The organism is Nocardia nova NBRC 15556 (assembly GCF_001613005.1).
GTDB classification, from domain to species: domain Bacteria; phylum Actinomycetota; class Actinomycetes; order Mycobacteriales; family Mycobacteriaceae; genus Nocardia; species Nocardia nova.
The window spans coordinates 1-21195 of record NZ_BDBN01000005.1 but is presented as its reverse complement, the minus strand read 5'-3'; the positions used below and the strand labels follow the sequence as shown (position 1 = coordinate 21195).

The window sequence follows — 21195 nt, the reverse complement described above, 5'->3', positions numbered from 1 at the left end:
ACTGCCCTTACCTGTGGGATCCTGAGAACGTCCGGTTCCGACAGTTCGAAGGGACCACGACCCATGGGTCTGGACGGTCGACAGGAAGACAACGACGTACTGGAACTCGAGTTGATTCGCGAGGTGGTGCTCGCGCGGCGGCGGCAGGACAGCGTCGTGCTCGCCGCTCTCACCCTCGGTGCGGAATTGCTCGATCACCCCGATGCGCACGCGACGGCGACCCGCGCTGCGCAGATTCTGCACGAACACGAGGTCGACGAGGCCGAGGTGGCACGCGATCCGCGTGCCGCCCTGCGTGCGGATATGGCCCGCGATCGGCGGCGAGTGCGGCGCATCGGCGCCGGCTGCGGCCCGGGGGAGGCCGATCCCGGTGGGGAACGCCGCCGGCAGCAGACCGCCTTGCTGTGCGAGGTGCGCGCCGATCTGCTGGAGGTGGTCCGGCGCTGCCGGCGGTTCCGATTCGATCGCCTCGCCTTCGCCGACGGCATCGATCGAGGACTGGCCGCGGCCACCGGCAAATTGGAGGGCGCCGCCGATCGCGACACCTATCTGGCGTGGCGGCGCGGCATCGTGCTCAAACTCAGTGAGATCCCGGATCCGGCCGGCCCGCCGCGGGCGATGGCGACCGTGGACGCGGGACCCGGCCGGGGGCCGCTGACGGTGGAATGGGACAGCTGCGAGCGTCGGCTCGCGCTGGTGGCACGGATGAAACGGGCCGGTATCCCGCCGATGGAGATCTGCGATCGGCTCCTCGTCGATCTGTCGATGTCCTCGCCGCTGCGCTATTCCATTCGGTGAGCCACCACCGTAGACCAAGCAAATGCTTGGTTGTATTATGGCCGAGTGACCGCATCCGAGGCCTCCAAATCCGCACGCCGCAACGAGTTGCTCGGCCTGGCCGCCGGCCTGTTCGCCGAGCGCGGCCTGCGTGCGACCACGGTCCGCGATATCGCCGATGCGGCGGGGATTCTATCCGGCAGTCTCTACCACCACTTCGACTCGAAAGAGGCGATGGTGGACGAGATTCTGCGCGGCTTCCTCGACGATCTGTTCGGCCGCTACCGCGAGATCGTCGCCTCCAACCTGTCGCCGCGAGCCACGCTCGAGGCGCTGGTCATCGCCTCCTGTGAATCGTTCGACCGCTGGCATTCGGCCGTCGCGATCTATCAGGCCGAGGCCAAAAGGCTCAGTGACACACCGCGTTTCGAGTACATCGCGGAATACAACCGGGAATTCCGGGAGCTGTGGCGCAATGTGCTCACCGAGGGCGTGCGCGACGGCAGCTTCCGCCCCGAACTCGATGTCGAGCTCGCCTTCCGCTTCCTGCGCGACACCGTCTGGGTGGCGGTGCGCTGGTATCAGCCCGGCGGCCGCATCACCGCGGACACCCTCGCCAAGCAGTATCTGACCATCGTGCTCGATGGGCTCACCAACCCCGAGAACCGTTCCGGCGCAGTTCATTCCGGAGCATCTCAGTCCGGCGCCGAATCCGGCACATCCGAATAGGAGCGTTACATGTCCACACCGTCCGATCGCCGCCGGTACGCGCCGGTACGCGAGGCCTACGTCATCGATGCCGTGCGGACGCCGATCGGTAAGCGCGGCGGTGCGCTGGCCGGTGTGCATCCCGCCGACCTCGGCGCGGCGGCACTGCAGGGGTTGCTGGGCCGCAACGCCATCGATCCCGGCAACGTCGACGATGTGATCTTCGGCTGTGTCGACGCCATCGGCCCGCAGGCCGGCAACATCGCCCGGACAGCCTGGCTGGCGGCCGGATATCCGGAGGAGGTCCCCGGTACCACGGTGGACCGTCAGTGCGGATCCAGCCAGCAGGCGATCAATTTCGGCGCGCAGGCCATCATGAGCGGCACCGCCGAGGTGATCGTCGCCGGTGGCGTGCAGAACATGAGCGCGATCCCGATCTCGGCCGCCATGCTGGCCGGTAAGGAGTACGGTTTCGACTCACCGTTCGTCGGCGCCAAGGGCTGGGACCACCGCTACGGCACCGGTGAGGTCTCGCAGTTCAACGGCGCGCAGCTGATCGCCGAGAAGTGGGATATCAGCCGGGAAGATATGGAGCGCTGGGCACTTCGCAGCCACGAACGCGCCCGCAAGGCCATCGCCGAGGGTTCCTTCGATCGCGAGATCGTGCCGGTCGGCGATTTCTGGATCGACGAGGGCCCGCGCGAGACCAGCCTGGAGAAGATGGCCGGACTCAAGCCGCTCAGCGAGGGCAGCCGCCTGACCGCCGCGGTCGCCAGCCAGATCTCCGACGGCGCCAGCGCCACCCTGCTGGCCTCCGACTGGGCCGTCGCCGAATACGGCTTGAAGCCGCGCGCCCGCATCCACCACGTCAGCGCCCGCGGCGCCGACCCGATCTACATGCTCACCGCGCCGATCCCGGCGACCAAGTGGGCGCTGGAGCAGACCGGGCTGACCATCGACGACATCGATGTCGTCGAGATCAACGAGGCATTCGCCTCCGTGGTGCTGGCCTGGCTGAAGGAGACCGGCGCGAACCCCGACAAGGTGAACGTGCACGGCGGCGCGATCGCGCTCGGACATCCGCTCGGCGCCACCGGCGCGAAGCTGTTCGCCACCCTGCTCAACGAGCTCGAGCGGGTGAACGGCCGCTACGGCCTGCTCACCATCTGCGAGGGCGGCGGCACGGCCAACGTCACCATCATCGAGCGAATCTCCTGAGCCGCTTCGCCTTTCGTCAGGCGAATGCGATCCGGTGAACACGGAAGAGGCCCCGCACGCCGCGGGGCCTCTTCTCATATAGTCCGGTGGGCTCAGATCACCGGGTCCAGCGAATTGCCCGGCGCGATGGCGCCGCAGTTCGCCGGCGCCGGCCGGCCCGCGAACCGGTCGTCGAGCCAGAGCAGGGCCTCCGGCAGCCACGCGATGGTCGACGGAGTGTGGCTGAGCAGGTCGTACTGCCGATACAGGATCGCGGAGTTCCCGGTGTCGCAGTACTGCCGGGCCAGGCTGCGCACGTCGCCCGCGACCATCACGCCGTCACCGGGGCCGGACACCGGCTTACCGTTGTCGGTCCCTTCCAGCACGCCGTTGGCGCCCTGCCCGATGAGCATCGGAATCGTCGGCGTCGGCGCCAGACCGAGGTCGACCTTGCGCACCGCCGCGACGAACGGCGCCACGCTGTTGGGATCGGCGTACTCCGGCTTCACCATCTGGGCCCAGGTCAGGCCCGGGTATTGGAACAGCACATTGGCGATGGACGCGTACTGCATCTTGTTCAGGATCTCGGCGCCGTACGCACTCATATAAGGCGAGAAGTCGATGTCGTAGGAGCGGCCGATGCCGATCACAGCCATGGCCGCCACCCCGGCCCAGCCGAAACTGCCGTCGATATAGCGCAGGTTGCGTGCCGGATTGACCAGGACGCCACCTTCGGCCGCCCCGACCAGCTGCCGGTCGACATCCGGGGCGTAGACCGGCGCCAGGGCCGCGGCCCAGTTGGTGGCGATCGCGCCGCCCGAATATCCGAACAGCGCGACGCGGGTCTGCTCGTTCAGGCCGACCTGCGCCGAGTGGGTCGCCGCCCGGATCGAGTCCAGGGTGTTCATTCCGTACTCGGGGCCCGCGGCGAAATCGGCCGCCTGGCCCTCGGTGTCGGCGACGATGATCGTGTAGCCCTGCGCCAGCAGCGGCGCGATCAGCTCACCCTCCACATTGTTCACCGCGCCGCCGAAAGACACATTGCCCGCGACCGATCGCGACGGCCCGTCCTCGGGATTGAGCGAGTCGTAGAAGGACTGGTAGGCAACGGCTTTCGCAGGATCGACGCCGGTCGGCGGCAGGAGTACGGAGGTGACGTTCACGGCCGGACGCTGCCGGGCATCGGTCGTGCGGTACTGCAGCTGCACGGCCGTGACGGGCGTCGGGATGCCCGCGAAGTGGTACGGCATCGTCCGCGTCTGCAACACGGTTCCCGGTGCGATCGAGGACAGCGGCGCCGCGCCCGTGTACTCGTAGAACGAATCGGATGCCGCGTGCGCATTCGGTGCGAGACCGGTCGCTGAGCCGACGAGCAATGACATGGCCGCGACGGCGGTCGCGAGCTGAAGGACTGCGCGTCCTCGTTTCACCAGAGTCCCCTTCTACCCGAACCGGACACCTTCGTCCGGTTACTCGTTGGTAGTGTGAACCCAATCACCCTCGCACGTCAATATGGCGGAAATCAACCGCTCGGTTTCGGAAATCGGCCGCTTTCGATGGGTCTGCGCGTGCCGCTGCATCTACGGCTCAGCTGTAGATGAGCGGCTTTCCGGACGAAAAGCGCTGCGCAGCAACAAATTATGTTCGACATGGCCGATTCTTCCGCGCCGCTGCGAGGCTGTCCCACGAACGCTATGAAGTGAAACTGCACAGTATCGGATACTCGTCGCCAGGTGAGCGGAAGAAGTGTGTGAATAGCCTTGCGCTATCGCATCTCAGCCGAGTTCGTACGCCCCGCTTCGTCCAGGCCGTTCCATCTCGCCTGGTCCGGAACCTGCCTCCCGGCCTCGAGCGGGGCGAACCTGACATCCGGCTATTGACACCGAAAGTGCCGTCGGACACACTTGCGGCACAAAGTTGACATGACTGTCACGTCACAAACTGTTCAGGAGGCAACGGTGCCCGAAGTTCCCGATATGCGCGCTCTGGGCCGGAAGGTCAGCAATTGGGGTCGGTGGGGGACCGACGACGAGCGCGGAACCACGAATCTGATCCGCCGGAGCGGGTGGTGGCCGCGGCGGCGCTGATTCGCACCGGTGAGACCTTCAAACTCGGCATTCCGCTCGACGGTGACGGCCCACAGCCCGGCGGCGCGCGCATCAATCCGATCCGGTTGATGTCGGAAAACGGCCAGGAACAGGTGCTTCCCGGCGGTTTCAAATGGGCCGACGACTTCGTCTTCATGCCGTTGCAGGCCGGTTCCCAATACGACTCGCTGGCGCATGTGCACTACGACGACGAGCTGTACAACGGACACCCCGGCTCTGGAGTGACGGTCAAGGGCGCCGATAAATGCGGTATCCACACCCAGTCCGGGGGCATCGCCGGGCGCGGCGTGCTGCTGGACGTGGCTCGCCATCGCGGCGTGGACTGGCTCGAAGCCGGAACCGCGATCGGTCCCGACGAACTCGACGCCGTCGCGGCCGCCCAGGGCGTGGATGTGGGCGCCGGCGACATCCTGTTGATCCGCACGGGCTGGCGCAGGAAATTCCTCACCGACGGTGATCCGCAGGGCTTCATGGCCGGTGAGCCGGGCCTGAGCCTGGCGTGTGCGACCTGGCTGCGCGACAAGGACGTGGCCGTCGTCGGCTCCGACAACTGGGCGGTCGAGGTGATGCCCGGCGAACATCCGGGAACCGCGTTCGAACTGCATATGGTGCTCATCCGCGATATGGGCCTGACCCTTGCGGAAATGCTCGACTTCGAGGATCTGGCGCAGGCATGCGCGGGCGACGGACGCTGGGACTTCTTCTACGCCGGCCCACCCCTGCAATTCACTCGCGGGGTCGGCTCGCCGATCAACCCGCTCGCGATCCGGTGAGAAGGGTGCCTGCCATGAGTGTCGAATCGGCGAGGAGTTCGGACAGATGCTGATCGGTGACATCGTCGAATACGGCGCGCGTAAACACCCCGACCGGATCGCGGTGCGCTTCGAGCAGGAGGCGATCGATTACCGGCGGTTGCGCGACGGTTGCCGCCGCCTCGCGAACGCGCTGCTCGGCGTGGCGGAGCCGCGTGACCGGGTGGCGATTCTGTCGGCGAACTGCCCGCAGTATCTGGAGTGCTACTACGGCGTTCCGATGGCGGGAATGGCGTTGACGATCCTCAACTTCCGGTTGCACGAGGACCAGATCGCCGGCCTGATCGAGCATTCCGGCGCCCGGGTGCTGATCGTCGCGGAGGAGTTCGCCGATCTCGTGGACCGCATCCGCGACCGGATCCCGTCGGTCACCACTGTGGTGTCGATCGGCGCCGCACCGGGCACCATCGGATGGGACGAGTTCGCCGGTACGGCCTCGGCCGCCGCGCCCGCCTACCGTCCCGATCCCGACGATGTGGCGTGGCTGGTCTACACCAGCGGGACGACCGGGGCGCCGAAGGGCGTCATGGTCTCGCATCGCAATCTCCTTGCGGGCGTGACCTCTTCGGCGCTGCAGTGGACCGTCGCGGAGGAGACGGTTTTCCTGTTCTGCTTCCCGCTGTGCCATGTCGGCGGCTATGTGGTGCTGGTCAACCATCTGATCGGCGCCACTGTGGGCATCCTGCGCGCCTACGACAACGCGACCTTCCTGCGGGTGGTCGACGAATGGCAGGTGACCCAGACCGGGCTGGCGCCGACGATGATCAATTTCCTGCTGCAGGATCCGGCGTTGGAGCGGCATTCGCCGAAGACGCTGCAGGCGATCGGATACGGGTCCTCCGCCATCCCGTCCGCGGTGCTGCGCGCGGGCCTGGAGCGGTTCGGATGCGATTTCTATCAGGGCATGGGGATGACCGAACTCGCCGGGAACGTCTTGCATCTGGACGAGGAGGCGCACCGGCGGGCGGCGCGCGGGGAAACCCATCTGCTCGCCTCGGCGGGTAAACCCATGCGGTTGGCGGATATTCGCATCGTCGACGAGGATTTCGCCGATGTCGCGCGGGGCGAGATCGGCGAGATGGTGGTGCGCGCGGACCAGGTGACCATCGGCTACTGGAACGATCCGCGCGCGACCGCGGAGTCGTTCACCGACGGCTGGTTCCGCACCGGCGATATGGTCCGCCAGGACGAGGAGGGCTTCGTCTACATCGTCGACCGGAAGAAGGATCTGATCATCAGCGGCGGTGAGAACGTCGCCTCGCTGACGGTCGAACAGGCGCTGTACCGGAATCCGCAGGTCGCCGAGGCCGCCGCCATCGGCGTCCGCGACGACACCTGGGGCGAGGTGGTGTGCGCGGTGGTCGTGCTGCGCGACAACGCGACCGCCGCGGCCGCCGACATCATCGCCGGCTGCCGTGAACACCTGGGCGGATTCCAGGTTCCGCGGCGGGTGGAGTTCCTGGACGCACTTCCGAAGAACGTCACCGGCAAGATCCTCAAACGCGATCTGCGCGACCAGTTCTCCTGAACCACTCCGCGACCCGGCGGTCCGGTGGTGACGATGCCAGTCGCCACCGGACCGCCGTTTCGTTTCGCCGATGCCCCTGGCCGATCGCGATGAACGAGCGTGGACCGCCTACAGTGCCGAACCGCCGGCCCGCCATCAAGCCGAGCGGTCGGCGCTCGCCGATGCCGCCGTTGTGCGATTACCCGAGGTGGCGTGGATTCGCGACCTGCAATCGCGCGAGAACCGCGGCCGAGATCGCCGCGCGCACGGCGTCGTCGGTGTACGACACCGCGCCGGAGCGCAGCCGCGCGGCCAGCTCCGCTTCGGACTCGCAGCCCAGCCCCGCCAGCCGGCTGTGCACTTCGGCGGTGGCGGCGGGGCCTGCGGCCAGCTCGCGTGCGGCGATACCGAGCAGGTTGGCACACACCCGCAGCAGATAGCGCGAGCGCGACTGCTCGGGCGGGAGCGCGGGCCCGACCTCTGCGGACAGCGTGTCGGCGACCAGCTCGAGTATTTCGGTCGGATGCGGCCGATCGTGCACGGTAGCAGGCATGTCCGAGGGCGAGGGAACCGAAACGCTCTCGTCGAGCAGGCCCAGGACGGCGAGCAGATCGTATTCCGATTCGCAGACCCGGCGCCCGATCGCGGCGAGCTCGAGTGAGCGTTCGTCTCCGCCGAGATGCCGCTGCGCCTGAAAGCGGCTGAGTACCAGCCACTTCAGAGTGCCGAAGACTTCCCACCAGTGCAGCTCCGCCGCAGTGGGCCGGTAGCCCGCGGACCGTTCGTAACCGTCCAGAAGTTGCTCTCGGCTCCCCAGTCCACCCACCGGAGCCGCGGCGCCGAAGCGCCAGGCCCGCACACACAACCAGCCCAGATCCTCGATCGGATTGCCGAGATGGGCCAGCTCCCAGTCCAGTATCGCGCGCACGCCGTCCGGCTCGATCAGGAAGTTGCCCAGCCGGAAGTCGCCGTGCACCAGTGTCTTCGGGCGATCCGCGAGCCGGTGCTCACGCAGCCAGCACAGTCCGGCCTCGACCGCCGGCCGCGGATCGTCCAGGTCGCGATAGATCTGTTCGATGCCGGCGAGCGGATCGTGATCGTCGAGGATGTCCAGGGTGTCCAGTGGGGTCCGGTGAATCAGCCCGAGGACGTGGCCGAGATCGCCGGCGAGGCGCTCCCGCACCGCGGCGAAGGCCGGATCCCGTTGCAATTTGCGGGGAATCGACTCCCCGGCGACCCGCTCCATCAGCAGATAGGGGGCGTCGATGCCGGGCGCGTTAGCACCGTCCGCGAGGACGGCGGGCACGGGCACCCCGGCCGCACCGGCTGCTCGCAGACAGACCGCCTCCGCGTGCATGCGCGCGGGATCGCCGTGGCCGGGTGGGTCCCGCCGCAGCACGGCCCGCACCGCGGTGCCGGTCCCGTCGCGGGCCTCGATCGCATATACCTGCCGGCTCGCGCCACCGGTGAACTGCCGCAACACGACATCGGTGAGTTCGGTTTCGAGAGTGGCGGCCAGTACCGAGCGAACGCCGTCGGCGAGCGTAATCGGCTCGGCAGCAGCCGATTCCGCGCTCACAGCCACGGCGCCGCCTCGGGGGAGCGCAGCAACCGGCGCGCGGTCGACATGCGATGCACCTCGTCGGGGCCGTCGTAGACGCGGGCGTAGCGGGCCTGCCGGTACATCCGTTCCAACGGGGTGTCGGCGGTCAGCCCGAGGGCCCCGTGTACCTGGATGGCGCGATCGATCACGTTGTGCAGCATCCGCGCACCCCAGAACTTGATCAAGCCGACCCGCACCCGATAGTCCTCACCTGCATCCATGGCGCGGGCGGCGTCGAGCGTCATCAGCCGGGCCGCGTGGATCTCGGCGGCCGATTCGGCGATGTACCGGTGGATTTCGCCCTTCTCGGCGAGCAACGATCCGTGTACGTATCGGGTGTTCGCCCGCTCGCACATCAATTCGTAGGCGCGTTGCGCCTGCCCGAGCCAGCGCATGCAGTGGAAGATCCGCCCCGGTCCGAGCCGGTCCTGCGCGACGATGAAACCCTTACCTCGCTCGCCGAGCAGATTGGCCACCGGGACCCGCACATCGGTGAGCCGGACCTCGTAGTGATCGCTCGGATCGTGGCCCATGGTCGGGATGGAGCGGACGATCTCGAAGCCGGGGGTGTCGGTCGGCACGATGATCGCGCTGATCCGCGAGTGCCGGGGAACCGATTCGGGCTCGGTGCGGGCGAAGACCGTGCAGTAGGCCGCCTGGGCGGCGCCGGTGGTGAACCATTTGTGCCCGTTGATGATCCAGGTGTCGCCGTCGAGTTCGGCCTCGGTGGCGATCAGGGTGGGATCGGATCCCGCGACCTCGGGTTCGGTGAGGCCCACCGACGGCAGGATGTCGCCGGCGACCATGGGCGGAATCCAGCGGGCGCGCTGTTCCTCGGTGCCGTGCCGGTACAGCATGAGCGTGTCCTGCATGGAGACCGAACCGACGGCCAGCATGCCGAATTCGGACCGGCCGATGATCTCGTTCAAATAGACGAAGTCGAGGAACGGCACCCCGCCGCCACCGAGTTCGGCCGGATGGCCCAGCGCCCACAACCCGAGTTCCTTCGCCCGCTCCTTCAGGCGGGCGAGGGTGGCGTGTGCGGTGTCGTCCTCGCGGGCCAGCACCGGCTCCGCGGGCACGACCTCGGTATCGATGAATGTGCGCATCCGCGCGGACAATTCGGCGATCTCGCCGTCGGGGCGGTTGACCGACATCACCGGTAACCTCCGTTCGTCGCCGAGACCTCGCGCAGCGGCTGCGTCGCCGCCGAGTCGACATATTCGTCGATCCTGGTGATGCGCCCGTCTTCGACGCGGACGAACAGGCTCGCGGGTACCTCCAGATCGCCGTGGCCGGGTAGATGGCCACGCACGACGTGCTGCTGCGCGAAGCCGTCGGTCAGCACATGGCGCCGAATATCCTCGTACCGTAGGTTTTCCACCGTGCGCGAGAGCCAGCGCAGCACCCGCAGATTCTCGGTGACGGTCTCCTCGGCGTTCTTGTCGTTGTGCCAGATCCGGGCGTCGGGCGCGTACAGCGCGGTCAGGGCCGCGGTATCGCCCGCGCTGACCGCGGCGAAGAAGCGGTCGGCCAGTTCATCCATGCGAAGGACCTCCGGGTCGTTCTCGTGCGGCTCACTGTGATGCCGCATTGCTGGGCCGCAGGCGGCCGCCCGCGGTGAGCAGATTGCTGTCGACGGGTTTGCCGAGCAGGCGCGAGATCAGCCGGGCGGCGTCGAGCGCCCGGTCGATGTCGATGCCGGTCTCGATGCCGCCGTCGTCGAACGAATAGGCCAATTCCTCGGTCGCGATATTGCCGCTCGCTCCGGGGGCGAACGGGCATCCGCCGAGACCGCCTGCGGCGGAATCGAATCGGCGGATGCCGTGTTCGTAGGCGGCCCAGGCATTGGCGAGTCCCTGCCCGCGCGTGTTGTGCAGATGTATGCCGAGTTCGGTATCGGGCGCCGCCGCACGTACTCGGTCGATCACCTCCGCGGTGCGGACCGGCGAGGCGGTGCCGACGGTATCGGCGACGGCGAGCGAATCGGCGCCGGAAGCCACTGCCCGCGCGGCGATCGCGGCCACCCGCTCCGGCGGCGTGCGGCCGTCGAACGGGCAGTCGAAGGCGATCGCGATGATCACCTCGAGTTGTCCGCCGACCGCATGAACCTGTTCGGCGATGGGGTCGATGAGAGCGATCGATTCGGCACTGTCGCGTCCCACGTTCGCCCGGCTGTGCCCGTCGGACGCCGACACGACGTACTCCAGCCGATGCACACCGGCGGTGAGTGCGCGCCGCACCCCGCCGAGCCCCGCGACCAGGGCGGAGAATTCCACGCCCGGCCACCGGTCCAGTTGTGCGGCAACGGCTTCGGCGTCGGCCAGGGCCGGTATCGCGCGCGGCGAGACGAACGAGGTGGCCTCGATCCGGCGCACCCCGGTGGCGACGAGGGCGTCGATGAAGGCGAGTTTGGCCTCGATGGGAATCGGTTCCTCGATCTGCAGACCGTCGCGCGGCCCCACCTCGCGAATGTCGACGGCGTTCATCCGATCGTGCCTTCGCCGCGCAGATTCGCCAGCCGGTCGGCGTCGTATCCGAGCAGCTCACCCAGTACTTCGTCGGTATGTGTGCCCGGCCGGCTCGGGCCACCCCAGCGCACGCCACCGGCGGTGGCGCTGAGTCGCGGCACCACACCGACGCCCTTGACCGGGACGGGATCGTATCCGGCGTCGTCGCTGCCGACGGACGGATCGACGTGGTCGACGAAGATGCCGCGCGCGGTGAACTGTGGATCCGCCATCACCTCGGCGACGGTGTTCACCGGGCCGGCGACCACGCCGTGGCGGTTCAGCAGATCGATCAGATCGGCGGCGGTGAAATCTCCCGCCCAGGCCGCGATCATCTCGTCGAGCTCGTCCTGCCGCTCACCGCGCGCCGAATGGGTGGAATACCGTGGGTCGGAGGCGAGTTCGGGCCGGCCCATCGCGGTGACCAGCCGCCCGAAGACGGTGTCCTGATTGGCCGCGATGATCACCCACAGCCCGTCCTTGGCCTTGTAGAGATTCGACGGCGCCACCCGGTCCAGCCGGGTGCCCGACGGCTGGCGCACATGTCCGGTCTTGTGGAAATCCGGCACCGTGGACTCCTGGATCGCCAGCGACGCCTCGGTCAGCGCCGCGTCCACCACCTGCCCGCGCCCGGTCCGCTCCCGCACCAGCAGTGCGGCGAGGACGCCCTGGAAGGCGAACAGTCCGGCCAGACTGTCCCCCAGCGACAACGCCATCCGCGGCGGCGCCTGCCCCGGGAATCCGTTGAGGTGGCGCAGCCCGCTGATGCCTTCGGCCACCGAGGCGTACCCCGCCCGGGACGCGTACGGCCCGGTCTGCCCGTAACCGGAGACCCTTGCCAGCACCAGCCCCGGATTCAGTTCCCCGAGCACGTCGTAGCCGAGACCCCAGCGCTCCAGCGTGCCGGGCCGGAAACTCTCGACCACGACATCGGCCGTGCGCGCCAATTCCAGGAAGATGTCGCGCCCCGCCGGGACACGCAGATCGAGGCTCACGCACCGCTTGTTGCGGGCGTGCACGGTCCAGAAGTACTGGTGGCCGCCACCGGCCGCCTGCCCCCAATCGCGAAGGGGGTCGGGACGATCCGGCGCTTCGATCTTGATGACGTCGGCCCCCATATCGCCGAGCAGGCGCCCGCAGTACGGCCCCGCGATCAGTGTCCCCAACTCGAGCACGCGGAAGCCGTCGAGCGGTCCGGCCGCCGGGTGCGCGGTATCGGCCTCGCCGTCGCCCGCGTCGGGATGTGCGGTGACCGGTGGGTCCGTTCTCATACTGCCTCCTGTCGTGTGCGGGACACCCGCACCCCGCGAAAATGCCGTTATCTGTCGTCCGGATCGAGACCCAGCGCGCTGACCGACATCTGGTCGAGGGTGTTCAGCAGCGCGTCCTCGTCGGCGTCCTCGCCCTGGATCAGCCACAGGTAGAGGGTGTGGTCGACCATCGCGGACATGGCCCGCGCGGCCAGTTCCGGATTCAGCGACACGCGAACCAAGCCCTCGCGCTGCCAGCGGGCGATCGACTGCGCGGTGCGCTCGATGAGTTGGCGCCGATGTTCGTGGCGCAGCCGCCGGAACTCCTCGTTGAAGGTCGCGACCTGTTCGACGATCGCCATCATCCGGGCATTGCGCCGGTAGGCCGCGTAATAGGACCGATTGGCGGCGATGAGCCGGGCGGCCGGCGAGAGTCCCGCGGGCATGGGTTCGCGACGGTGCATATCGTCGAACAGCCGCGTGCTCAACTCGCCGAACACATGTTCCTTGGACTCGAAATAGCGGTAGAAGGTGCCGTAGGAGACGCCCGCCTCCTCGCTGATCTGTTCCACTCGGGTATCGAGGAATCCGACGGTCTCGAACACCTTGCGCGCCGCGTCCAGCAATGCGTCGCGTGTCTTGCGGCCCCGGGGCGTCAGGTTGTCGACGGGGGTGGGCGCGCTATTGACAGATGACTTCGGCACGGATCACACTATCCACGAACATGACATGACTGTCAAGTCAGTTCAGCCGGGAGAATCCCAGCTCACAGTAGAGGTGCGGACCCGTCACGGAGGTCGAATCGGCACCACAGCGGAAGGACTGCAATGAGCGCCGCCAACCCGAAATACGAACTACGCGGAATCAACCATCTCGCCCTGGTGTGTTCCGATATGCGCCGCACGATCGAGTTCTACTCCGGCACCCTGGGCATGCCGTTGATCAAAACCATCGAGCTGCCGCACAACCTCGGTCAGCACTTCTTCTTCGACTGCGGCGGCGGCAACACCATCGCCTTCTTCTGGCTCGCCGACGCGCCCGATGCCACCCCCGGACTGGCCGCGCCCAAAGGACTTCCGGACGAGGGGGAGTTGGTGAGCGGAGTGGGCTCGATGAACCATGTGGCGTTCGCCGTGCCGCCGGAACTGTTCGACGACTATTACCAGCGGGTGCAGGCCGAGGGCATCAAGGTCAGCCGGGTCCTCAATCACGACGACAGCCCCGCGGGCGTCTCCCGCGATGTGCACCCCGGAACCTTCGTGCGGTCGTTCTATTTCCAGGACCCGGACGGCGTACTGCTCGAATTCGCCTGCTGGACCAGAACTTTCACCGAGGCCGATGTCTCACATGAGCCGAAGACCGCCGCCGATCGCCGCGCCGCCGCCGAACTCTGACCCCGATCCACCCTCCGCGAAACCGCACTACCGAGAGGTTCGAAACATGCCCCGCCTGCGTGAAGTCCCGCGCGCCGAAGTTACCGACGAGCGGATCCTGTTCTATTACGACCGGCTGTTCGGACCCGACCGCGATCCGGCCGTCGACCACGGCACTGTCCACGCCACCCCCGGCGACTGGTGGACCGTCTTCGCGCAGTCACCGGAGGTGTTCCGGCACGCGGTCCGGGGATTCGCCGTCTACCGCAACTCCCGCCTGGATCCGTTACTGCGCGAACTGGGACAGTGCCGGGCCGGATACGCGCGCGGCAGTCAGTTCGTGTTCTCCCAGCACTGCAAGCAGATGCGGTCGCTGGGTGCGCCCGAGGAGAAGATCGCGGCCATCCCGTCCTGGCAGATCAGCGACTGTTTCTCCCAACTCGAGCGCGCGATTCTGGCCTACACCGACTGCCTGGTCCACGATGGCGGACGGGTGCCGGACGAGGTGTTCGCGGTCCTGCGAGCCAACCTCAGCGATCCGGAGATTCTGGAACTGACCTACATCACCGCGCTGTACGACATGCACGCCACGATGTGCCGCGCCCTGCGGCTGGAATTCGACGATCGCCCGGAACCCGTTGCGGAGGTGCAGATTCCGGAAGGTGTCGAGGTGCGCGATCTGTCGGCCGACCTGTCGGGGGAGTAGCTGCGAACCGGAAAGGCCGCCCCGCCGGCATCGGCGAGGCGGCCTTTCCTTGCGGCCGAACGGCTTCGGTTACGCCGACGGGCCGGGGGTCGCCTCGGCGCCGTCACGGAGCGCGGCGATCGTGTCGATCCGCGCGATTGCTTCCTCGATGATGCGGTCGATCAGCTCGGCCACCGTGGGCAGATCGTCGATGATGCCGGCGACCTGGCCCGACGCCAGCACGCCCGCGTGCGTATTGCCCTCCACCAGACCGGCTTTCAGCAGCATGGGAGTGTTGGCGGCCATGATCACCTGCGACCAGGTGAGGTCCTTCTGCTTGCGCATGGCAAGGCCGTCCTTGATCATGGTCGACCATTTCATGCCGGTCATACCCTTGAACTTGACGGCGTTCGAGACCGCGGCGACGAGGCCGCGATAGCTGCCCGAATGTTCCAGCTTGTCGACCAGTTCGGTGTTGAGCACGCGGTGCGGCATGCCGTCGACCTTCAGTGAGACGACCGTGTCCTGCAGACCGCGCGAAAGGTACTGCTGTTTCACCGAATCCGGCACACTCGAGTCCTGGGTGAGGAGGAACCGGGTACCCATCGCGACGCCCGCCGCGCCGTAGGCCAGGGCGGCGGCCAGACCGCGGCCGTCGAAGAATCCGCCGCCGGCCACGACCGGAATATCGACCGCGTCCAGTACCGAGGGCAACAGCAGCGTGGTAGCCACCGAACCGGTGTGCCCGCCGCCCTCACCGCCCTGCACGATCACCGCGTCCGCGCCCCATGAGGCGACCTTGACCGCATGCTTGGCCGCGCCGATGGACGGCATGACCACGACACCGTTGTCCTTCAGGCGCGCGATCAGTTCTTTCTTGGGGGCCAGCGCGAACGAGGCGACCTTCACGCCCTCGCGGATCATCAACTCGATCCGGTCGGGCGCGTCGGACAGGTCGGCGCGGATGTTCACACCGAAGGGCTTGTCGGTCTTGGCCTTCGTCTTGGCGATCGCGACCTCGAGTTCCTCGAGCGTCATCGTCGCCGAGGCCAGGATGCCCAGGCCGCCGGCGTCGGCGGTCGCGGCGACCAGACCCGGCCCGGCCACCCAGCCCATCCCGGTCTGCACGATCGGATGCTCGATGCCGACCAGCTCGGTCAGCGGAGTCCGCAGCCGGCCGCTCACGAGGCCACTTCCTTTTCCCGGATTCCCTTGGGATCCAGCACCGTCCGAATGATCCGCAGTTCTTCCTCGGTGGGCGTGCGAGTCACCTCGGCGCTGTCCAGTCCGGCCACCTCGAACGCGGTGTTCTCGGCGACCTCGTCGGCGGCGACCCCCGGATGCAGCGACAGCGCCCGCAGGGTGTGGCCGGGACCGCCGAAGTCGAACACGCCCAGATTGCTGATCACCCGATGCAGGTGGTGGAACCGGTACGCCGGATTCTCGGGATCGATCTTGTCGTAACCGATTCCGCACACGATATCGACGGTTTCGCAGAACACGCGCTTGCTGTGCTTGGGCACGAAGTAGCTGGTCGCGTGGTTGATGGTGTTACCCGGTGCGCCGCGCACACCGAACATCTGCCGGCTCGGCTGCTGCAGCGCTCCGAAGGCGGACAGATTCTGGTTGCCGTAGCGGTCGATCTGGTTGGCGCCCATGACGACATGGCGCCGCCCGGAAGCCACGACGTCGAACACCTTGCCGAACGGAATCCAGCCCTCGGTGGGAGCCTTGGCGCCCAGCGCGGGGGTTTCGGCGAGCAGCAGGGACTCACCGTCGGAGATCAGCAGATCCGGTTCGAAGGTCAACCGTGCCAGCCGGGCCCCGATGGTGGGGGTCGGCGACATCGGGCTGGCCATGATCTCACCTGCGCCGCGGAAGATCTCGGCGCAGGCGACCGCGCACACCTCGGCGCGGGTCACAGTGGTGGTGTCGCTCATCGGCGCTCCTCGGATCGGACGGGGGCCTGGTCGAAACGCACACTCATCACGCCCGGGCGGGTGAACACCACGCGCATCCGGGTGCGAATCGAATGCTGGTCGCGGTGTGCGGAAGTGGTTGTCTGCTCGCTCATTTCACCTGCTCCGCCGCGAAGTCTGCGACCGCGGAACGATACTCGTCCTCGGTCACGTCCAGATAGCGGGCCTTGAAGGCCGCCCAGGTCTCGGGATCCTTGGCCGCCTCGACGTAGTGGCGCTGGAACTTCTCGTCGCGGCCGTAGCTGCCGGAGAAGGTGAAGTGCGCGCCGTCCGGCGCCTCCACGACGCCGTCGACCATCATGCGATTGAGGATGATCGCCTGGTTCGGAACGGCTTTCACCAGTTCCTCGGTCTCGACCAGCCGATCCACCGACAGGAACCGCCGCTCCGCGGCCAGGCAGTAGAGATCGTCCATGTACGGGTCGACGCCGGTGTAGGCGGCGTTGCCGTGCTTGTCGCCGATGTCGAGGTGGACGAACGCGGCGTCCAGGGTCAGCGCCGGCATCGCGACCAGGGTTTCGGTACGGCCGTCGGCATCCGGATACGGTGACTGGACCGTCCGCAGTTCACCGTCCCAGAACGTCAGCACGTCCGACCCCAGCCCGGCGCGGGTGGGCAGGAACGGCAGCCGGGCCGCGGCCGCCTGCAGGCCCGATTTGACCATGCCCTCGTCCATTTCGCGGGAAACCAGCTCACCGCCGGTGCGCGCCTTGGCGAACCAGGGATCGTAGAACGGCGCCGAATCCAGGGATACGAATCCGTAGTAGGCCTTGCGCACCTTGCCCGCCGAACACAGCAGACCGAGATCCGGCCCGCCGTAGGTCACCACGGTCAGGTCGGTGACGTCCGAGCGCAGCAGCGCCCGCACGAACGCCATCGGCTTACGCCGCGAACCCCAGCCGCCGAGGCCGATGGTCATCCCGCTGCGCAGCTGGGAGACGGCTTCCTCCAACGACATCCGCTTGTCGCGCATGCTCATCGCACCTCCTGTGTCTTGCGGGACACCCGCACCCGGTCGGCCCGATGCGCGGGCTGCGCATTGTGGCTCATCGTGCCTCCTGCTGTGTCTTGCGGGACACCCGCACCCGGTCGGCCCGATGCGCGGGCTGCGCATTGTGGCTCATCGTGCCTCCTTCTTGGCCGCCAGATCCTCGTCGAACCGCGCCCGGATCTCATCGGCCACACCGGCGAGATTCAGCTCGAAGGTGAAGCCCTGTTCGAAGCGGTAGCTGCGGTGCACATCCTGCAGATCGATGCCGTTGAGCGCGCGCTTGGCGGCCCGGATGACCCGGCCGTCCTTGGCGGCGATGTTCTTCGCGACTTCCATTGCGGCGGAATCGAGTTCGGCCCGCGGCACCACCTTGTGCACCGAACCGAAGTGGTGCAGCTGCTGTGCGGTGACGGTGGAGGCGGTGTAGAACAGCGTGCGCATCATGTGCTGGGGGACCAGCCGGGCCAGGTGGGTGGCCGCACCCAGTGCGCCGCGCTCGACCTCGGGCAGCCCGAAGGTGGCGTCGTCGGAGGCGACGATGACATCGGCATTGCCCACCAGGCCGATGCCGCCGCCGAGGCAGAAGCCGTTCACCGCGGCGATCACCGGCACCGGGCAGTCGTAGACCGCGCCGAAGGCGTCGTAGCAGCCGTGGTTGGCGTCGATGAGCGTCTGATGGCCCGGGTTGCGCTGGATCTCCTTGATGTCGACCCCGGCGTTGAAGCCGCGGCCCTCGGCGCGGAGCACGACGACCTTGGTCTCCGGGTCGCGCCCGGCCTCGCGAATCGCATCGGCCACGCCGAACCAGCCCGCGGTGGGCAGTGCGTTGACCGGCGGATAGTCGATCGTGACGACCTCGATACCCGAGGTCTCGGTGTGACGGTTGATCCCCATCGCATGTCCATTCGTTGGCAAAACAAGCAAGTGCTTGGTAGGTTAGCACGGTGGCAATCGAAGTGGACCTGTCCGGATCGGTAGTTCTCGTGACGGGCGGGGTCAGGGGCGTAGGCGCCGGCATCAGCCGGGTATATCTGGACGCCGGCGCGACGGTCGTGGTGTGCGCCCGCCGCCCCGGTGAGGCGGCGATCGAGAGCTCCGGCCGCACCGCCGAATTCCTGCCGTGCGATGTGCGCGACAGTGAGGCGGTCACCGGGCTGATCGAGACGATCGTGCAGCGCCACGGCCGGATCGACCATGTCGTGAACAATGCCGGTGGGGCGCCGTTCGCCCCCGCCGCCACCGCCTCCCGCAATTTCCATGCCAAGATCGTGGAGCTCAATCTGCTTGCCCCCCTGCTGGTTTCGCAGGCGGCCAATGCCGTGATGCAGCAGCAGCCCCAGGGCGGCTCGATCGTGATGATCTCGAGCGTCAGCGGCCATCGTCCCTCGCCCGGCACCGCCGCCTACGGCGCGGCCAAGGCCGGTCTGGACAGTCTGGTGTCCTCGCTGGCGATCGAGTGGGCGCCGAAGGTGCGGGTCAATTCGGTGATCGTCGGGATGGTCGGCACCGAATCCAGCCATCTGCACTACGGCGACGATGCCGGGATCGCGGCCGTGGAGGCGACCGTGCCGTTGGGGCGGCTGGCGACACCCGAGGACATCGGCCGGGTCGCGGTCTTCCTGTCCTCCCCGCTGGCCGGCTACGTCAACGGCGGATCGCTCATCGTGCACGGGGGTGGGGAACGTCCCGCCTTCCTGGACGCGGCGACCGTCAACGACGCGCAACCGGCCGCGCGATAACAGCCGCCAGCTGGTGACCGCGCCCCACTTCGCGACGAAAACCCTTACCGCACCGAGGAAATGAGAGCAGCAGATATGACCGACAACTCCGAGCGGATCTGTGCAGGACGCACCGTGATCGTCACCGGCGCCGGCCGCGGAATCGGCCGGGCCCACGCGTTGGCCTTCGCCGCGGCGGGCGCCAACGTGGTGGTCAACGACCTGGGCGCGGAACTGGACGGCGCCCCCAGCGCCGATTCGCCCGCCGCGCAGGTGGTCGAGGAGATCGTGCAGGCCGGTGGCCGGGCCGTCGTCAACGGTGACGACGTGGCGGACTGGGCCGGTGCGAAGCGGCTGATCGGCCAGGCTGTGGAGACCTTCGGCGGCCTCGATGTGGTGGTGAACAACGCCGGTATCGTGCGCGACCGGATGCTGGTCAATCTGGCCGAGGACGAGTGGGATGCCGTGATCCGCGTCCATCTCAAGGGCCACTTCGCGACCATGCGTCATGCCATCGAGTACTGGCGCGCGGAATCCAAGGCCGGTCGCGCCCGCGAAGCCCGCATCATCAACACGAGCTCGGGTGCCGGTCTGCAGGGCAGCGTCGGACAGGGCAACTACGCGGCGGCGAAGGCCGGTATCGCGGCGCTGACCATCACTGCCGCAGCGGAATTCGGGCGCTACGGGGTCACCGTCAACGCCATCGCGCCGTCCGCGCGCACCCGCATGACCGAAACCGTCTTCGCCGATATGATGGCCCGCCCCGACGACGGCTTCGACGCGATGGCGCCGGAAAACGTCTCGCCCCTGGTGGTCTGGCTGGGCAGCCCGGATTCGGCCGGTGTCACCGGGCGCATGTTCGAGGTCGAGGGCGGCAAGGTGGCATTGGCCGACGGCTGGCGCCACGGTGTCGCCGAGGACCGCGGTGCACGGTGGCAGCCGTCCGAATTGGGACCGGTGGTGCGTGAGTTGATCGCCAAGGCAACCGATCCCGAGCCGGTCTACGGAGCCTGAGCACCGCAATCCTCACAGCAACGATCCGCGCCGGTGAGATCGCGTTCCGCCGCATCCTTCCCGCGGCCGCGATCCGCCGGCGCCGGTTTGTGAATTGCCTTGTGCCCGTGCCGATGACGTCCTCTTTTCGGTTCGCCGACGGTGAGTGGGCTGGGTCACCGCGGCAGCCGATTCCGCTTTCCGCGACGCGACGGGTGATCGGCCTCACATGATCTCGCTGCGCGAGCAAACTGTCGGCAGTTAAGATGGGCCGGCATTCGTTCGGTCCCGGAGGTTTGTAGCGACCGGGGAGAAATCTGCGCTGAGAAGTTGAGGGAAGGCAAGCGCATGACCATGGGTCGCATCGCGCGCGTTGTTGCGGTAGCCGGATTGATCGGCAGTTGCGGGGTCCTCGGCCCCCTGGTGGCCAACGCTCAACCAGCCACCCCTGCTGCCGCCCCGCACCCCTCGCCGACAGCCCCGCACAGCTCGCCCTCCGGCAGTCCGAGCGCCGCGCAGCCCGATGCCGCGACGCCCGTTCGAGATTCCGCAGCTCGGCCGAGTGCCACCGCGTCAGCGCCCGATGATCCGGCGGGCGGGGTCACCCCGGTGTCGCAGCCCGCGGCCGGGCCCGGCGTGGTGGCACAGCAGGGGCCGTCCGGTTCGGCGGGGCCCACTCCGTCCGACGACGGCCAATACGACGGCCACCTGACCATTCCCGGACGCTCGACCACGTCGTCGACGCCGGCGCCATCGCAGGTTTCCGCACCGCCGCCGCCCATCACGCCGACTCCGGTTGCCGGTGAAGGCTTTGCGGGCCTGGCGAGCATTCTGGGCACCGGCTCGGCCGCGGTCGGATCGGCGGCCGCGGGTTCGGCCGCGTCCGGCTCCGCGCTGACCGGTTCGGCGTTGGGCGGCACCGGTTCCGCCGCAACGGGTTCGGTGGGCGCGGCCACGGGATCCGCCCTGGCCGGAACCGGCTCC

General features: G+C 67.9%; 20 protein-coding genes and 2 pseudogenes. 10 read left to right on the top strand and 12 right to left on the bottom strand.

What is annotated here, in order from left to right:
* Window positions 1-63: 63 nt before the first annotated feature.
* From NN2_RS02655 to NN2_RS02645, 3 genes are read left to right on the top strand one after another with little or no spacing between them, the layout of a single operon-like run.
* The gene (locus NN2_RS02655; RefSeq protein ID WP_063010041.1) at window positions 64-798 is read left to right on the top strand and encodes a hypothetical protein; all 735 of its coding nucleotides are present in this window, start codon (window positions 64-66) and stop codon (window positions 796-798) included.
* Window positions 799-843: 45 nt separating this feature from the next.
* A complete protein-coding gene (locus NN2_RS02650) occupies window positions 844-1506 on the top strand; it encodes a TetR/AcrR family transcriptional regulator (protein ID WP_063010039.1) in 663 nt (220 codons plus the stop codon).
* A 9-nt stretch (window positions 1507-1515) separates the two neighbouring features.
* Complete coding sequence (locus NN2_RS02645) at window positions 1516-2703, top strand: acetyl-CoA C-acetyltransferase (RefSeq protein WP_051757277.1); 1188 nt, start codon at window positions 1516-1518, stop codon at window positions 2701-2703.
* Window positions 2704-2795: 92 nt separating this feature from the next.
* Here NN2_RS02645 and NN2_RS02640 read toward each other — a convergent pair whose 3' ends face one another.
* Window positions 2796-4112 carry a lipase family protein gene (locus NN2_RS02640; protein WP_063010037.1) on the bottom strand — a complete coding sequence of 439 codons (1317 nt, stop codon included), beginning with the start codon at window positions 4110-4112 and terminating at the stop codon, window positions 2796-2798.
* A 546-nt stretch (window positions 4113-4658) separates the two neighbouring features.
* Between NN2_RS02640 and NN2_RS02635 the strand changes: the two are divergent.
* Together NN2_RS02635 and NN2_RS02630 are read left to right on the top strand one after the other, a co-directional pair.
* Window positions 4659-5563 (top strand): annotated as a pseudogene (locus NN2_RS02635) (cyclase family protein).
* 46 nt (window positions 5564-5609) lie between these two features.
* Entirely contained in the window at window positions 5610-7130 is a 1521-nt protein-coding gene (locus tag NN2_RS02630) for an AMP-binding protein (RefSeq protein WP_063010035.1), read from the top strand.
* A 178-nt stretch (window positions 7131-7308) separates the two neighbouring features.
* Here the strand turns inward: NN2_RS02630 and NN2_RS02625 are convergent, their stop codons facing one another.
* From NN2_RS02625 to NN2_RS02600, 6 genes are read right to left on the bottom strand one after another with little or no spacing between them, the layout of a single operon-like run.
* Complete coding sequence (locus NN2_RS02625) at window positions 7309-8694, bottom strand: phosphotransferase family protein (protein WP_245658514.1); 1386 nt, start codon at window positions 8692-8694, stop codon at window positions 7309-7311.
* A complete protein-coding gene (locus NN2_RS02620; protein ID WP_174554942.1) occupies window positions 8685-9869 on the bottom strand; it encodes an acyl-CoA dehydrogenase family protein in 1185 nt (394 codons plus the stop codon). Before NN2_RS02620 ends, NN2_RS02625 begins: the two co-directional genes overlap by 10 nt.
* Window positions 9869-10258, bottom strand: coding sequence for a nuclear transport factor 2 family protein (locus NN2_RS02615; RefSeq protein WP_030518675.1), 390 nt, complete (start codon window positions 10256-10258; stop codon window positions 9869-9871). Before NN2_RS02615 ends, NN2_RS02620 begins: the two co-directional genes overlap by 1 nt.
* 31 nt (window positions 10259-10289) lie before the next feature.
* Window positions 10290-11201, bottom strand: coding sequence for a hydroxymethylglutaryl-CoA lyase (locus tag NN2_RS02610; RefSeq protein WP_063010033.1), 912 nt, complete (start codon window positions 11199-11201; stop codon window positions 10290-10292).
* Complete coding sequence (locus tag NN2_RS02605; RefSeq protein ID WP_082856656.1) at window positions 11198-12493, bottom strand: CaiB/BaiF CoA transferase family protein; 1296 nt, start codon at window positions 12491-12493, stop codon at window positions 11198-11200. Before NN2_RS02605 ends, NN2_RS02610 begins: the two co-directional genes overlap by 4 nt.
* Before the next feature lie 47 nt (window positions 12494-12540).
* A complete protein-coding gene (locus NN2_RS02600; protein WP_063010031.1) occupies window positions 12541-13176 on the bottom strand; it encodes a TetR/AcrR family transcriptional regulator in 636 nt (211 codons plus the stop codon).
* Window positions 13177-13299: 123 nt separating this feature from the next.
* Between NN2_RS02600 and NN2_RS02595 the strand changes: the two genes are divergently transcribed.
* Complete coding sequence (locus tag NN2_RS02595; RefSeq protein ID WP_063010029.1) at window positions 13300-13866, top strand: VOC family protein; 567 nt, start codon at window positions 13300-13302, stop codon at window positions 13864-13866.
* 46 nt (window positions 13867-13912) lie between these two features.
* Window positions 13913-14551, top strand: a complete 639-nt coding sequence (locus NN2_RS02590; protein ID WP_030518670.1) for a carboxymuconolactone decarboxylase family protein — start codon at window positions 13913-13915, stop codon at window positions 14549-14551.
* A gap of 69 nt (window positions 14552-14620) precedes the next feature.
* Here NN2_RS02590 and NN2_RS02585 read toward each other — a convergent pair whose 3' ends face one another.
* From NN2_RS02585 to NN2_RS02570, 5 genes are all read right to left on the bottom strand, one after another.
* Window positions 14621-15715, bottom strand: a complete 1095-nt coding sequence (locus NN2_RS02585) for an NAD(P)H-dependent flavin oxidoreductase (RefSeq protein WP_030518669.1) — start codon at window positions 15713-15715, stop codon at window positions 14621-14623.
* Window positions 15712-16470, bottom strand: a complete 759-nt coding sequence (locus NN2_RS02580; RefSeq protein ID WP_063010027.1) for a CoA-transferase subunit beta — start codon at window positions 16468-16470, stop codon at window positions 15712-15714. Before NN2_RS02580 ends, NN2_RS02585 begins: the two co-directional genes overlap by 4 nt.
* Window positions 16467-16604, bottom strand: coding sequence for a hypothetical protein (locus NN2_RS36865; RefSeq protein WP_156511191.1), 138 nt, complete (start codon window positions 16602-16604; stop codon window positions 16467-16469). The genes NN2_RS02580 and NN2_RS36865 overlap by 4 nt, the downstream gene beginning before the upstream one ends.
* A complete protein-coding gene (locus tag NN2_RS02575) occupies window positions 16601-17482 on the bottom strand; it encodes a CoA transferase subunit A (RefSeq protein ID WP_082856677.1) in 882 nt (293 codons plus the stop codon). The genes NN2_RS36865 and NN2_RS02575 overlap by 4 nt, the downstream gene beginning before the upstream one ends.
* A gap of 147 nt (window positions 17483-17629) precedes the next feature.
* The gene (locus tag NN2_RS02570) at window positions 17630-18394 is read right to left on the bottom strand and encodes an enoyl-CoA hydratase family protein (RefSeq protein ID WP_063010023.1); all 765 of its coding nucleotides are present in this window, start codon (window positions 18392-18394) and stop codon (window positions 17630-17632) included.
* A 50-nt stretch (window positions 18395-18444) separates the two neighbouring features.
* Here NN2_RS02570 and NN2_RS02565 point away from each other — a divergent pair, with 50 nt between their 5' ends.
* From NN2_RS02565 to NN2_RS36860, 3 genes and pseudogenes are all read left to right on the top strand, one after another.
* Window positions 18445-19239 (top strand): SDR family oxidoreductase, encoded by a 795-nt coding sequence (locus NN2_RS02565; RefSeq protein ID WP_439955840.1) that lies wholly within the window; start codon window positions 18445-18447, stop codon window positions 19237-19239.
* A 75-nt stretch (window positions 19240-19314) separates the two neighbouring features.
* Window positions 19315-20232 (top strand): SDR family oxidoreductase, encoded by a 918-nt coding sequence (locus tag NN2_RS02560; RefSeq protein WP_063010021.1) that lies wholly within the window; start codon window positions 19315-19317, stop codon window positions 20230-20232.
* Window positions 20233-20559: 327 nt separating this feature from the next.
* Window positions 20560-21195: pseudogene (locus NN2_RS36860) on the top strand (hypothetical protein); the annotation flags it as partial.

Excerpts from the sequence above, each read along its gene's own strand:
- NN2_RS02620 (WP_174554942.1), bottom strand. The coding sequence starts at position 9,869 with ATGTCGGTCAACCGCCCCGACGGCGAGATCGCCGAATTGTCCGCGCGG.
- NN2_RS02615 (WP_030518675.1), bottom strand. The coding sequence starts at position 10,258 with ATGGATGAACTGGCCGACCGCTTCTTCGCCGCGGTCAGCGCGGGCGAT.
- NN2_RS02590 (WP_030518670.1), top strand. The coding sequence starts at position 13,913 with ATGCCCCGCCTGCGTGAAGTCCCGCGCGCCGAAGTTACCGACGAGCGG.
- NN2_RS02630 (WP_063010035.1), top strand. The coding sequence starts at position 5,610 with ATGCTGATCGGTGACATCGTCGAATACGGCGCGCGTAAACACCCCGAC.
- NN2_RS02605 (WP_082856656.1), bottom strand. The coding sequence starts at position 12,493 with ATGAGAACGGACCCACCGGTCACCGCACATCCCGACGCGGGCGACGGC.
- NN2_RS02560 (WP_063010021.1), top strand. The coding sequence starts at position 19,315 with ATGACCGACAACTCCGAGCGGATCTGTGCAGGACGCACCGTGATCGTC.
- NN2_RS02570 (WP_063010023.1), bottom strand. The coding sequence starts at position 18,394 with ATGGGGATCAACCGTCACACCGAGACCTCGGGTATCGAGGTCGTCACG.
- NN2_RS02595 (WP_063010029.1), top strand. The coding sequence starts at position 13,300 with ATGAGCGCCGCCAACCCGAAATACGAACTACGCGGAATCAACCATCTC.
- NN2_RS02580 (WP_063010027.1), bottom strand. The coding sequence starts at position 16,470 with ATGAGCGACACCACCACTGTGACCCGCGCCGAGGTGTGCGCGGTCGCC.
- NN2_RS02610 (WP_063010033.1), bottom strand. The coding sequence starts at position 11,201 with ATGAACGCCGTCGACATTCGCGAGGTGGGGCCGCGCGACGGTCTGCAG.
- NN2_RS02655 (WP_063010041.1), top strand. The coding sequence starts at position 64 with ATGGGTCTGGACGGTCGACAGGAAGACAACGACGTACTGGAACTCGAG.
- NN2_RS02575 (WP_082856677.1), bottom strand. The coding sequence starts at position 17,482 with ATGCGCGACAAGCGGATGTCGTTGGAGGAAGCCGTCTCCCAGCTGCGC.
- NN2_RS36865 (WP_156511191.1), bottom strand. The coding sequence starts at position 16,604 with ATGAGCGAGCAGACAACCACTTCCGCACACCGCGACCAGCATTCGATT.
- NN2_RS02645 (WP_051757277.1), top strand. The coding sequence starts at position 1,516 with ATGTCCACACCGTCCGATCGCCGCCGGTACGCGCCGGTACGCGAGGCC.